The following is a 15,326-nucleotide window of genomic DNA, read 5'->3' as shown; positions in this document are numbered from 1 at the left end:
ATAATTTTCCCACCCGCCGCCATGAAATGAGGTGACGGATGGGCTTTTATTTTTTTATTGTAAAGCTTGTTCCGGTAATTTTAGTTGGCCGCTTCTGATAAAGTAATCAAGGACTTTACCAAAAACTTCTTCGTCGATTTCCGCGCATTCAATGTCGTTTTGGCGCAGCAAACGAGTCGTTTTATTGCCTACATAGACTACACTTCCTCTGCTAGTGTGGCCGTCTGTGAACAGGTTACCGAGTGGAGCGGCTGAATTGGCCTCATTGCCTTTTTCTTTCGCATCTTCTTGCACCGCTTCAATCCACTCATCCATGGTGACTCGATCCAAAACAAATCCTCTGTTTTCAATCGCTGAAATCAGGTCTTCGTAATCGGTTGAGTTCGGGTTGAGCAAGTGGAAGTTTTCGCTCAAGCTCTGTTCGGTCATGGAGAGATGAACGATTCCTTTACTTGCAAAATCAACGGGCATCATGTCCAGATCGCCGCTCATGTCAGGAGCTTTGCCCAGATCTATAATCCCTGCTGCAATTCTCCACATCAGGTCGTCCTTCTGGCATGCTCCTGTTTCGCTGTCCCCAGTCATCCGTCCGCAACGGTAAATCGCCGCTGGAATGCCGCGTTCGCGTGCGAGATTGACGAGATGCTCGGCTACCCACTTGCTCTGTGTATAACCGGAAGTGAGGACGCGACTGTTCTCTGGCATGTCCTCTTCGCGGAAGGCCATGGATTCTTCCGTTTCTTCTGATGCAAACGTGAAAATCGTTGAGACGAAATGCACAGGCTTGGTCTTTTTGGCAGCAGCAAGGCGGAGGATTTCCTCAGTCCCTTTTACGTTTGCTTTCTTCAGAGCTGCGTACGGATAAACAAAGTTAACGAGAGCACCGTTGTGGTAGACAACATCCACTTTTTCAGCCAACTCGGAAAACTGATCGTCGGACAGATTGAGTCGTGGCTGTGCCAAATCACCGATTACTGGAATAATCCGATGCGCTTGCTCCTCATTCCATAACTCGTATAGCTCTAATGTTTTGCGTAGTCGTGCCATTCCTTCCTCTTCGTCAGAAGCTCGAACGAGGCAGTAAATGTCAGCGTCTGTCATCTGTAGCAGGTCACGCAACAAGAAAGCACCAAGGAAACCAGTGGCTCCTGTCAACAATGCCGCTTGGAACTGGCTTGGATCGCCCACATACGGATGTTCAGCCTGAATCGCTGGATCGAGTACGACTTCATCCTTGAGATCCTTGGCGTCGATGTCATGGGAAACAGCAGAAAGACCGTGTTTAAGAATTTCCTCGATGGTCTTGGCCATACCCGCAATAGTCGGGGTCTCGAACAGGATTCGCAGCGGTACCTCAAGCTGTAGCTCTTCGCGAACCTTGAAGATAAGCTGGGTAGCGAGCAATGAATGACCGCCAATCTCAAAGAAGTTGTCGTGTACTCCGATTTTGTCCATTTCCAGCACGGCGGCCCAGTGCCTATGCAACATGATCTCGACTGGCGTTTGCGGCGCTTCGTATTCGACGCCTGATTCCGAGCGATCGTATTCTGGCTTCGGTAGCGCTTTGCGATCCAGTTTACCGTTTGGCGTCTTCGGTAAGCTCTCCATGATCATAAAGTGTTGCGGGATCATATAGGCTGGAAGCTTGTCAGTCAGGAAGTGGTTCAGGTCATGAGACGTACTTGTGTGATTCTCCTCGAACACGATGTACGCTACCAGACGTTTGTCTCCTTCTCTGTCTTCACGAGCGACTAGCACGACTTCCTTGACTTCAGGGTGGTGTCTCAGAACAGATTCGATTTCCCCCAACTCGATACGGTAGCCGCGGATTTTGACCTGGTAATCAACACGTCCCATAAATTGAAGATTCCCATCTGGCAAGTAGCGTACGAGATCTCCAGTCCGGTACATTCTCTCCCCTGGCTCACGGAACGGATTTTGCACAAAGCGTTCCATGGTCAGATCGGGGCGGTGGAGATAACCACGTGCTAAGCCCGATCCACTGAGGTACAATTCTCCCGGCACCCCTACTGGAACTGGTTTGCGATGACTATCTAATACAAATACTTGCGTATTGAACTGCGGTCGTCCGATCAGTGGTTCGCTGATAGCTCCTTTTTTCACGATGGAATGTGTAGAGTAAACGGTGTCCTCTGTCGGTCCGTAGAGATTAAAGACTTTCTCTACGTTTTCAAAGGTATACAATTCCTGCGCCAGCTTGTTAGAAAGTGGTTCACCGCATAGGTTCATGACGCGCACTGATGCTGGAATACCTTTCATACGCACCAGCTCCATCGCCGCTGACGGTACAGTATTGATCAGTGTCACCTGATTGGCTGCTGGCAAGGCTGGCAATTGTAATGCATTTTCCGCCATGATAACTTTGCCACCCATGGTCAGTGTTGCGAACATTTCGTAGACAGACAAGTCAAAGCAGATTGACGTGGAGAACAGTACGCCACTCATCTCCTCTGGTGTGAATGTGTCGTGTGCCCACGATAGGAAGTAGCTGACACTGCGATGCTCGAGTGCTACTCCTTTTGGATTGCCTGTAGAACCGGACGTGTAGATGACATAGATCAAATTGTCGGAATTCCCAAGCTTGGTCGGGTTCTCCTCGCTTTCTTCGGCAACTGCTTCCCAATCATTGTCCAGGCAGATCACTTTGGCGTTGTGCTCAGGCAGAGTTGGCAACAGTTTTTCTTGCGTTAATAGGACGGGAACTTGTGAGTGTTCGATGATGTAGGCAATGCGATCTGCTGGGTAGCTTGGGTCGATAGGCACATAGGCTCCACCAGCTTTCATAATGGCCAAAAGTCCAATCATCATCTCGGTTGTCCGCTGTGCGCAGACGCCGACGAGCACTTCGGGTCCTACTCCTTGCTTGCGTAAATAATGAGCCAGCTGGTTCGCTTGTCTGTTCAACTCCCGGTAGGTAGTCGTTTGATCTCCTACGATGAGAGCGATGTTGTCCGGGGCTTTCGCCACCATGTCCTCAATCATTTCATAAACGCATTTTTCTTTCGGGTATGGCGCTTCTGTACGATTCCATTCGGTAATGAGTCGTTGTTCCTCTTCCTCACGCATGAGCGGTAGCAAGGTGATTGACTGATCTGGGTTGGCAACGATTTCTTCCAGAAGCTTGTGGAAATGATCAACCATTCGAACGATCGTACTGTGATCAAACAGCGCCTTGTTGTACTCCAAGGTAGCGATGAGACCGTCTGATGTCTCCAACATGGTCACCGTCAAATCGAACTTCGAGGTGACGGCTTCCGCGCCGACGTCAAAGCTGCTCATTTGAATATCATGAACAGGATCTATCTGCATCGGGATGTTTTGCAGAATAAACATCACCTGGAATAGTGGTGAGTAGCTCATGCTACGTTCCAGCTGCAGTTCATCTAACAATTTTTCAAACGGTACGTCTTGGTGTGCATAAGCTCCCAGGGCTGTTTCACGAACGCGTGCAAGCAATTCGCGGAAGCTTGGTTGACCTGACATATCTGTGCGTAAAACGAGTGTATTGATGAAGTAACCGATCAACTGCTCCGTCTCTTGTTTGTTACGTCCCGCAATAGGAGTACCGACGAGAATATCTTCTTGATTCGTATAGCGGTACAACAGCGTTTGGAAGGCGGCAATCAATGTCATGAAGAGTGTAGTCGTTTCTTTTCCGCTCAGATTACGCAATTCTTCCAATAGGTCCGCTCCAAACTGAATGGAGAGCTTCTCTCCTTCGTATGTCTGTACAGGTGGCCGCGGGCGATCTGTTGGCAGTTGCAGTAATGGTTCGCTGCCCTTGAGCTTTTCTCTCCAGTACTCGAGCTGTCCATCAAGAACCTCTCCACTTAACCATTCACGCTGCCAGACGGCAAAATCTGCATATTGGATCGGCAATTCCGTAAATGGCGATGCAACTCCTTGACTAAACGCTTTGTAATTGGTCATTAATTCGCTCATCAAAATTCCCATCGACCAACCGTCTGCAGCAATGTGGTGCATCACGAACAGGAACACAAAGTCTTTTTCGTCGAGCTGAACCAGATTTGCACGGAGCAACGGACCTTTGGTCAGGTCGAATGGCTCGAGTGTGGCCTGCTCGGCAAGGCGTTTGACTTTTGCTTCCCGTTCACCAGGATCCATAGCCCGCAGATCGGTATGGCTCATGACCCAATCGTCCTGAGGGTGAATCACTTGAACAGGTCGCCCGTCACGAACCTCAAAACGAGTACGCAAGCTCTCGTGACGCTGTATGATGGCTTTCAAGCTTTCTTCCCACGCGAATATGTTGAGGTCCCCTTGGATACGTAGGAAGGATGGAATATTGTTGACTGAGCTTCCTTGCGTGAACTGCTCCAGGAACCACAAACGCTGCTGGGTAAATGACAATGGGAGCGGTTCTTTGCGAGATACTTTCACAATCGGTGGAGCCAGCTTGATGGATGTTTGCTTGGTGAGCATAACCAGCTGTTCACTAAGCCCTTCGACTGTTGGGTATTCAAACAACGTACGAATTTGCAACTCTACCCCAAAGATTTCCCGTAGACGAGAAACTGTCTGCGTTGCGAGCAGGGAGTGTCCACCTAATTCGAAAAAGTTGTCATGTACGCCCACTTTCTCTACGGAGAGGATTTCAGTAAAGACGTTAGCGACCATTTCTTCCACTGGGGTACGTGGAGCGACATATACGGCTGTAAGCTGGCCCCAATCTGGCGTAGGTAATGCTTTGCGGTCAATTTTTCCGTTGACCGTAAGTCGAATTTCCGGAAGCCACATGAAATGCGTCGGGATCATGTACTCGGGAAGTTTCTCTTTGAGCCAGAGCTTGATTTCGTCTAAGGACGTCTCCTGCTCCAAAGCATTGGTCAAATACGCTACCAATCGTTTGTCACCAGGTCTAGCTTCTCGCGCAATAACAACTGCTTCTTTGATTGCTTCATGTTGTCTCAATGCCTCTGCAATTTCGCCTAACTCGATACGGAATCCACGGATTTTTACCTGATCGTCGACACGACCGATGTAGTCCACGTTGCCATCTGGCAGATAACGAACGAGGTCGCCTGTTCGATAGAGCCGTTCTCCTGATTGACCGAATGGATTCGGAATAAAACGCTCTGCTGTAAGCTCTGGACGATTCCAATAACCACGCGAAAGACTCTCGCCACCAATGTACAGCTCTCCCGGAACACCGATAGGGACTGGCTGAAGATTTCGATCTAACACGTACAGCTTGGTATTCGGGAATGGACGACCAATAGTCAGGGCATCATCAGCATCCGTTAAAAGAGCGATGACTGTACCAACTGTTGCTTCCGTCGGTCCGTAGCAGTTATAAAATTTTCGTCCTTTTGCATAGTGAGCAACCAGTTCACGGCTGCATGCGTCTCCTCCGACCTCAAGGCAGACCAGATCCGGGTACTCTTCAACAGGTAATGACGCGAGTACCGAAGATGCCATCGATACCTTGGTAATGCGACGTTCACGAAGAGTGCGAACGAGGTCTGGACCAGGTAACAGAGACTCACGATCTTCGATGACTAACGTTCCTCCAGAGAGCAGAGCCTGTAGAATCTCAGAAATGGAAACGTCGAAGCCAAATGACGTAAATTGCAGGACACGGCTGGACTCGTTTATTTCGAAGTAATTCATGTAAGCCTGCACCATATTCATCACACTGCGATGCTCAACAGCTACCCCTTTCGGCAATCCAGTGGTACCGGATGTGTAGATGACATAGGCGAGATTGGTTGATACGACACCGCTTTTTGCGTTTTCTACGGACAGCTGCTCGTAGAACAGATTTTCATCCAGGCAGATGACGTGCGCTTTCGTTTTTGTGAAAGGCTCTGCCAGTCTCGCTTGTGTCAGCACGACAGCTGCTTGTGAATCTTCCAGCATGAAGGCCATTCTTTCTTCGGGATGAGCTGGGTCAACCGGTACATAGGCTGCTCCCGCTTTTAACACACCAAGAATGCCAATGATCATTTCCATGGAGCGCTCCACGCAGATGGCAACAGTCGTATCAGGCTGCACTCCTTGTGCGAGAAGCAGATGTGCTAACTGGTTGGCTCTTTGGTTCAGCTCCGCATAAGTCATGGCTTGTTGTTTATATTCAAGTGCAATATTTTCAGGAGTTTTCGCTACTTGTTGTTCAAATGCCTGATGGATGCAAAGGTCGCGTGGATACTCCTTCTCCGTGCGATTCCAATCGATGAGTACCTGCTCGCGCTCGATATCGTCTATCAAGGTCACGTCACTCAGAAGCATCTCCGGAGACTTGCTCATAGTGACCATGAGTTGGGTAATTTGGCTCAAGACCCGGTCGATCATCGCGTCATCAAAACGGTTTTGTTCATACTTGAGTTTGATGGCCACTTGCTTGCCTGGTGCTGCCACCAACGTAAGTGGATAATTCGTTTGTTCGACAGCTGCTACGTCGTGAATTTCCAAAGAAACACTGGGCGAAGCTGAATTGGACTCGTCTGTTTCTTGCCCTGCTGCTTGTACAGCCGGATAGTTCTCAAATACGAGTATCGATTCAAACAGGGCAGATCCACGCGGCAGTTCACTCCATCCTTGGATGTCGAACAGCGGAGTGTATTCGTATTGGCGTATCTCTAGCTGTCTGTGCTGCAAGTCTCTCAGCCACTCTAGCATGGTCGCGTTCGTCTGCGATGATATCCGTACAGGTAAGGTATTGATGAAAGAGCCTACGATCGTCTCAACATTGGAGAGGTCTGCCGGACGACCTGAACCTGTCGCCCCAAAAATGACTTCCTCTTCCCCGCTGTAGCTTCCCAGAATCCAGCCCCACGCCGCTTGTACCAAGGTATTGAGTGTTAACTGGTGTTCGCGTACGAATTTTTGCAAGTGCTCGCTTGTTTCTTCTGATAGAAGGATGCTCTTCTCTTCGTATTGCTTCGGTCCAGCGGTGACTACTGTTTTGCTCATTCCCAAGCTGGTTGGTTCGTGGAAGCCTTTTAGTTGGTTTACCCAGAAGCCCTTGGCTTCCTGCATATTCTGACGTTTCAACCAAGCAATGTACTGGGAAAACGGCTGTGGATGTCCAAGCTTAACTTCTTGCCCGTCGCTGATCGAGGCATAATAGGCAAACAGTTCATTCAGTACCAAAGGAACGCTCCAACCATCAAGTAGAACGTGATGGAAGCTCCAAACGAAGCGGTAACTTTCTTCTCCTGTTCGGAAGACAACCCATCGTGACAAAGGTACATGTGTAATATCAAAGCTTCGTCTACGGTCTTCCTCTAGAAAAGCGGTAAACATCTCATCCTGTACATCCGAATGCAAATGGCGCCAATCTTCCTGACGAAGAGATACGATTACCTCTTTGCGGACAATTTGGTGTGATTGATTCAAGCCTTCCCAGATGAAGTACGTTCTTAGGATGGAATGGCGGTCCATCACTTTTTGCCATGCTTGCTCGAATACCGGCACATTCAGGTTCTTGAAATGAATGGCAAATTGGACGACGTAATCCCCGCTGTCGCTTGCATACAGGGAGTGGAACAACATCCCCTGTTGGAGCGGAGAAAGTGTATAGATATCCTCGATATTTCGGTCAGAAGCGATGTGTTTGTCGATGTTCTTCTGATCCAATTCAGCCAGAGGAAAATCGGATGGTGAGTAACCGCCAGCTTCCTCTGTCGCACAATGGGCAATAATCTCACGAAGCGCATCCATAAAGTCCTTCGCAACTGCTGTAATCGTGCTCTCTAGATGAATCTTCTCACTGTATCGCCAAGTCACATGCAGTTGTTCCCCTGCAACGACACTATTTACGTCGATCAGGTGATGTCGCTCAGCGTCTGGGCTAAGGTTGGAACCACTGGACTCAGGTGCCCAGCCAAATAAGGAATCGCCATCGACAATCTGATCGATTTTGCCCATGTAGTTGAACAGCACTTGTGCTTGAATGCAGGAAATTTCATCAACAATATTCTGATCCGCATGGAGGTAGCGAAGAACGCCGTAACCAAGCCCTTTGTTTGGGATCGCACGTAATTCTTCTTTGGTCATCAAAAGTGCTTTTCCTACGGAGAATGTTTCGTCCCACTGAAGGTGCACTGGATACATACTGGTGAACCAGCCGATGGTACGGGACAAATCGATTCTCTCTGACAATTCTTCACGGCCATGCCCTTCTACGTTTACGAACACAGATCGATTACCCGTCCACCGAGTAAGTGACTTCGCCAAAGCGGTTAGTAGGACGTCATTGATCTGAGTGCGGTATGCCTGCGGTACGTTTTGCAGCAGTGCTTTGGTTTCTTCGCTGGTCAATGTAGCGCTGACGGACTTTGTCGTTGCTTCTGTATTTTCCCCATCATCTGTCACGTCCACAGGTAGTTGTGCTGAATCGACGGAGCATTTGCTCATCCAGTATTTTTTTTCGTTTTGCAAAGCATCTGAATTCGCATAGCGCTCCAGTTCATCCGCCCATTCTTTGTAGGATGTCGTTTTCGCTGGTAGTTTCACCTCTTGCCCTGCGGCAATTTGTTGGTAGGCGTTTTGCAAGTCCTCGAGAATGATGCGCCACGATACCCCGTCTATGACTAAGTGATGGGCGACGATCAACAAACGATTGGGCTGGTCTTGACCCAAATAGAAATAAATGGACTGAACCACATGCCCTTCAAACAAATTCAGACTTGCCTGCGTCTCATCAGCAATCTTTTCGATGGCCTTGAATTGCTCATCTGGTGTAAGGTGGGACAGATTTTCAATCCGGAATGGAATCGTATCACTTGGCGCATCCATCTCTTGCTTCCAACCGAACTCTGTCTGTGTATAGCGCATGCGTAAAGCATCGTGCTGTAGGAGTAAGTGCCCCACCGCTTGTTTCAGTGCTTCCTGATCAATACCTGCCTGGATGGAGAGCAGCACGGATTGATTCCAGTGATGTCTGTTCTTCAATGGAAGCTGGAAGAACCACTTCTGAATCGGCAAGAGTGGCAATTCTCCTTTAATAGGACCTTGTTCAGCAAGGATCGCTTCTTTTTCCTCTACTACTTCTGCTAATTCAGCGATGGTTTGGTATTCGAATAGCTGCTTCGGTGTGAGCCTTAGACCTGATTGAGTGGCACGTGACACAATCTGGATACTGAGAATCGAATCACCGCCTAGCTCGAAGAAATTATCATGTATGCCAATTTGGTCAATACCGAGAACTTCTTTCCATATCGCGGCAAGGTGTTGCTCCTTCTCCGTAGTTGGTGAGACAAATTGTCCTTCCAACTCAGGACGATTGAAATCAGGTGCAGGTAAATTTTTACGATCTACCTTTCCGTTTGGTGTGAGCGGCAGATAATCTAACGGGATGAAAAACGCAGGAACCATGTAATCAGGCAGTACTTCCTTTAGCGCTTTGCGGATGTCACTTGTGGCAATCTCCGTGTCCGGTTCTAAAACCAGGTAGGAAGCAAGACGCTTCGTTCCTTGATGATCCGTGCAGACAGTGACCACTGCTTCTTTTACCGCAGGGTGAGCGAGAATGGCTGTTTCTACTTCCCCCAGTTCGACGCGGAATCCACGAATACTCGTCTGATCATCTGCACGACCGATGAACTCAATGTTGCTGTCCGCCAGGTAGCGCACCAGATCCCCTGTACGGTAGAGACGTGCTCCTTCTCTTTCACTAAAAGGATGAGTGACAAAGCGCTCTTGTGTCAGTTCGGGACGGTTCAGGTAGCCGCGCGCCAAGGAACTTCCACCAATATATAGCTCACCAGTGACTCCTACGGGAACAGGCTGCATACGCGCATCGAGAATATAGACTTGTACGTTGTCAATCGGACGTCCAATGGATGGTGCAAAGCTTTGTCCAGTCCCTATCGGAACGATACCAGCTGTAGCAACGACTGCGTTTTCGGTTGGACCGTATTGGTTCACCAGGGTAAACGGCAGATTCGCACTTGGATAGTGATGGAGCTTGTCTCCTCCTGTTAGCATGTAACGAAGCTTGGTATGGCTCGGCCAGTCCAGAGCCAGCAAGTTATCTGTTAAAGGCGTCGGCAAAAAGCTGATGGTGATCTCAGAATGAATGAGCCAATCCCGGAGTTTTTCCGGTGCGAGACGGATTTCCTCTTCTGGCAAATAAAGTGTGGCTCCTTTTGCTAAATAAGGCCAAATTTCCCATACAGATGCGTCAAAAGCCGTCCCGGATATCTGCGATGCTCGATCTGCGGACGTGACATTATATACTCGTTGATGCCAAGAAATTAGATTGAGAAGCGCGGTGTGCTCGATCTCAACCCCTTTTGGCGTACCTGTCGAACCAGATGTATAGATGACGTAAGCAAGCTGGTTCGTCGTAGTCACGTTCATTGGAGTCGTCGTATTTTCTTGGGAGATCGACTCCCAGTCTGAGTCTAGGCAAATCAATTGGCTCGTACCCGCAGGGAGTTTTTCTGCGAGTCTGGTTTGTGTAAGTACAATCGACATACCTGCATCCTGCATCATGAAGGCGAGGCGATCCTTGGGATACGCTGGGTCCATTGGTACGTAGGCACCGCCAGCTTTCATGATTGCCAGTTGACCGATCAGCATCTCGATAGAGCGCTCAACGCAGATCCCTACCAGATTTTCCTGTCCGATTCCCTGTTTCTGCAGATAATGCGCCAGTTGATTCGCTTTGGCATTCAATTCCGCATAGGTAATGGATTGGTCGCGTGTGAGAACAGCCGGCTGGTTGGGCATTTCATGAGCGAGATGATCGACCAGTTCATGCACGCAATGATCCTTGGAGTAGGCAACTTCGGTGTTGTTCCATTCAGATACTACCTGCTGCTGTTCCGTCTCCCCCATCAGTTGTAGGGCGGTGATGTCTTGATTTGCGTTGGCAGCAACGGCTTTGAGCAGCTGTGTAAAGTGTTCGATCATTCGTTCTACTGTGTTCTGATTAAATAGTGATGTGTTGTACTCGAATGTAGCGGACAGACCGTCTACGGTCTCTGCCATCGTCAAGGTGAGATCAAACTTGGTTGTCTCTACCTGTTGATTCCCTTTTGGTGGCAAAATGCGAATCCCTTCAAGTGCTTCTACCTGAACCGGAATATTTTGCAGAACGAACATCACTTGGAACAATGGTGAATAGCTGAGACTGCGCTCTAATTGCAGCTCGTCTACGAGCTTTTCAAAGGGTAGATCTTGATGGGAATAGGCTCCCAAGGCTGTTTCTCGCACACGGCTAAGTACCTCTCTGAAGCTAGGGTCGCCTGACAAATTTGTTCGCATCGCCAATGTGTTGATGAAAAATCCAATTAACCCTTCTGTCTCTTGGTGACTGCGTCCTGCTACAGGAGTACCGACGAGGATGTCGTCTTGTCCTGTATATCGATACAGAAATACTTGGAATGCGGCGAGCAACGTCATAAACAACGTCGTACCTTCGCGTTTGCTCAAGGAAAGTAGATTCGTCATCAATTCCTTGTCAAACATCAGTGTGATGCTGTTTCCTTCATAGGACTGAACAGCAGGACGGGGACGATCTGTCGGCAAGGCGAGAAGCGGTTCTGCTCCACCCAGCTTTGCACGCCAGTAGGACAGTTGTTTTTCCAATACGTCTCCTGTAAGCCATTCACGCTGCCATGCCGCATAATCTGCGTATTGTATAGGCAGGCTGGAGAGTTGCGGTACTTCTGATTTGCTAAATGCCTGATAGCAGGTAAATAATTCGCTGAGTAAAACACCCGCTGACCAACCATCGGCGATGATATGGTGTACGTTCAGCAAGAAGATGAAATCCTGCTCTCCTGTTTGAATAATCGTCGCTCGCATGAGTGGGCCTGTGACGAGGTCAAACGGCTTGTTCGCGTCTTCTTTGGTCAAGCGTTGTCCTTCTTCGTCTCGTCTATCATCTGGCAGCTCTCGTATATCCATTCTGCTCAGTTTCCAATCCAGCTCTGGGTGAATTACCTGAACGGCTTCCCCGTTGATGTCGGAGAACGTTGTACGCAAGCTCTCGTGACGGCGGATAATCATCTGCAAACTTTGCTCGAGCGCTTCCATGTTTAGCTCTCCTTGCAAGCGAACGGCAGTTGGGATGTTATAGAGCGAACTGTTTGGCATCAAGCGGTCAAAGAACCATAAGCGCTGCTGTGCAAACGAAAGCGGCAAATGTCGATCACGCGAAACGGGTACGAGCGGAATGCTGGAGAGTCCAGATTTGTCCTCGTTCATGGATACAATCAATTCGCTGAGTCGGTTGACTGTCGAATGTTCAAATAAAGCACGGAGTGGTAAATCCACGCTAAACGCTTCTTTTAAGCGGGAGATGGTTTGCGTAGCCAAAAGAGAATGGCCTCCAAGCTCAAAGAAATCGTCGTAGCTACCGATTCGTTCTACCGAGAGAACCTGCGACCAGATGTTCGCTACCAGCTCCTCTGTAGGAGTACGGGGGGCAACATAAATACGCTCCGCGGAAAGCTGTCCCCAATCTGGTACTGGTAGTGCTCGTCGATCTACTTTTCCGTTAACCGTGAGCGGAATCGACTCTAGCCATACAAAGCCTGCTGGTATCATGTATTCAGGCAACGATTCTTTCAGGAAAAGAACGAGCTCCTCCGCGGTTGGCATGTCTCCCGTTGCTACCAGATATGCGGCCAAGCGTTTGCCTCCCGCTTTTTCTTCACGGACCATGACCACAGCTTCATGGACGGCAGAATGCTGTCTGAGTGAATTTTCAATTTCCCCCAGTTCAATTCGGAAACCGCGAATTTTGACCTGATCATCCATACGGCCAAGGAATTCGAGGTTGCCGTCTTCCATATAGCGAACCAGGTCGCCCGTCCGATAGAGTAGCTCTCCTTCTTTTCCGAACGGATGAGTGATAAAGCGCTCCTCTGTTTGTTCTGGACGATTCCAGTAGCCGCGAGCCAAGCCTTTTCCTCCGATATACAGTTCACCTGGTACGCCGATAGGCACGGGCTGTCTATTTGCATCCAAAACGTACATCGTCGCGTTGGCAATTGGTCGACCGATAGGCGGATTGCTCATTCCAGCATCGCAACGCATCATTGTGGAGCAGACGGTTGCTTCCGTTGGACCGTAGCAGTTGAAGAACTGGCGATTCGCTGCATAGCGTGCCACGAGTTCACGGCTCGGAGCTTCTCCGCCTACAATCAAGGTGCAAAGGTCAGGCAGGTCAGCTTCAGGCAGTGCTGCTAGTACGGAAGAAACCATGGATACGGTGGTAATGCGTTGTTCTTGTAAAACTTGGATCAGCTCAGGGCCTGGCAAAAGGGACTCTCTATCCTCGATAACTAGCGTCGCACCAGCGAGTAAGGCCATAACCATCTCGGACACCGATACGTCGAAGCTAAATGAAGTAAATTGCAGAACACGACTCGTTGGCTGAATATCAAACGAATGGATCAAGGCGTGAGCCATGTTTATCACACTATGGTGCTCTACCATTACCCCTTTTGGCTGTCCTGTTGAACCAGACGTATAGATGACGTAGGCAAGATTATGTTCTGTGACCTTGCTAGCAACGTTGGCGATAGGTTCATTTGTGAAAGGCTTGCTGTCTAAACAAATGACATTCGCCTGTGTCGCTGGCAAGATGTCCATGAGCGATTGCTGGGTCAGCAGCACATTTGTTTGTGAATTCTCGATCATATAGGCGATGCGCTCTTGCGGGTAAGCCGGGTCTATCGGTACGTAGGCAGCTCCCGATTTTAAAACGCCGAGTATACCGATGATCATCTCAGGGGAGCGATGCACGCATATGCCGACGAGTGTATCCGGTTTGACCCCTTTACTTACGAGCTGATGGGCCAGTTGGTTTGCTCGCTCGTTTAGTTCCTTGTAGGTTAGCTCCACGTTTTTATAGGTAATGGCAATCGCATCTGGTGATTTCTCCACTTGTTGTTCAAACGCCTGATGAACGCACAGGCCGCTCGGATATTCCTCCGCCGTCTGATTCCACTGAACGAGAACCTGTTCACGTTCGCTTTCGCTGATCATAGAAAGGTCGGCAATCCGTTGCTTGGCGTTTTTGGCGATGGAGATCAGTAGTGAATGAAGCTGATCTAGAACTCGCTCAATAGATGAAAGCTCAAACTGACTTTCATCAAATTTGACTTTGATGTCGATTGTTTTGCCTGACGCCGCAACCAGAGTAAATGGATAATTGGTTTGCTCCTCGGAATGTACATCCACGATCGAAAGCTCACTCTCTCCACCGCCGCCGCTAGCATTACCGACAGGAGTGTTTTCAAAGACGAGAATGCTCTCAAACAGGGATTGTCCACGCGGCAAGTCGCTCCAGCCTTGGATTTCCACCAGTGGGGTATATTCGTACTGGCGGAAGTCGGCTTGCTGTTGTTGCAGAGATTTGAGCCAATTGATTACGCTCTCCTCCGCTTTTACCTGCACGCGGACAGGGAGTGTATTAATAAACAGACCGATCATCGTCTCGACTCCAGGCAAATCGGCAGGACGTCCGGATACAGTGGCACCGAAAATAATGTCGTCCTGTCCACTGTAGCGATTCAACAGGAGTGCCCATGCGCCTTGCACAATCGTGTTGACCGTCAGGCGATGTTGACGAGCCAATGTCTGTAATGATTTGGAGATTGGTTCGGAAACGGTCAGATCTAGCTCCCGATAATTTTTCTGATCAAGGTACGGGTTTTTATACGCTCGACCGAATGATAGTGGCGTGGTTTCCGTAAAGCCTTGTAGATACGTGCGCCAAAACGCCTCCGCTTGCTTCAAGTCCTGCTTTTTCAGCCAGACGATGTAGTCACGGTAAGATTTGACCGGAGGAAGTTGTACTGGCTGCCCTTTGCAGAGCATGTTGTACGCCGCAAACACTTCCCCGAAGACTAATGGCATACTCCATCCGTCTATGAGCACGTGGTGCAAAGTCCACGAAAATTGAAAGGTATTACTACCCAAACGGAACAGATTTAATCTCATCAACGGCGCTTCTTCGATATTGAAACCACGTTTGCGATCATCTTTGGTAAAGGTATGAAGAAACGCTTCTTGTTCGGAAGAGGAAAGATGAATAATGTCATGTTCCACCAGGGAAACCTTCAACTCTTTCAAGACAACCTGGACGTATTCTTTTACTTTCCCGCCAATAAACCTAGTGCGAAAAATAGCGTGTCTGTCTACGAGGCATTGCCATGCCTGTTCGAATAACGGAATGTTCAAGGGACCTTGCAGCTTCAACCCCATCTGTACGATATAGGCTCCGGACTCTGGTTCCAACAAGCTGTGGAAAATGAGTCCTTGCTGCAAAGGAGTAACGGGATAATACGTTTCAATGTTATTCATCTTCTCCTGCCCACTCC

1 protein-coding gene is annotated in these 15,326 nt (G+C 49.0%); it reads right to left on the bottom strand.

Annotated elements, in window-relative coordinates:
* Window positions 1–54: 54 nt before the first annotated feature.
* Window positions 55–15,309, bottom strand: a complete 15,255-nt coding sequence (lgrD, locus tag PMI05_RS31710) for a linear gramicidin non-ribosomal peptide synthetase LgrD (protein ID WP_039961529.1) — start codon at window positions 15,307–15,309, stop codon at window positions 55–57.
* Window positions 15,310–15,326: the final 17 nt, after the last annotated feature.

This window comes from Brevibacillus sp. BC25, assembly GCF_000282075.1.
In the GTDB taxonomy this organism is placed as follows: domain Bacteria; phylum Bacillota; class Bacilli; order Brevibacillales; family Brevibacillaceae; genus Brevibacillus.
The sequence above is the reverse complement of the archived record's forward strand: the minus strand, read 5'-3'. Positions and strand labels throughout refer to the sequence as shown.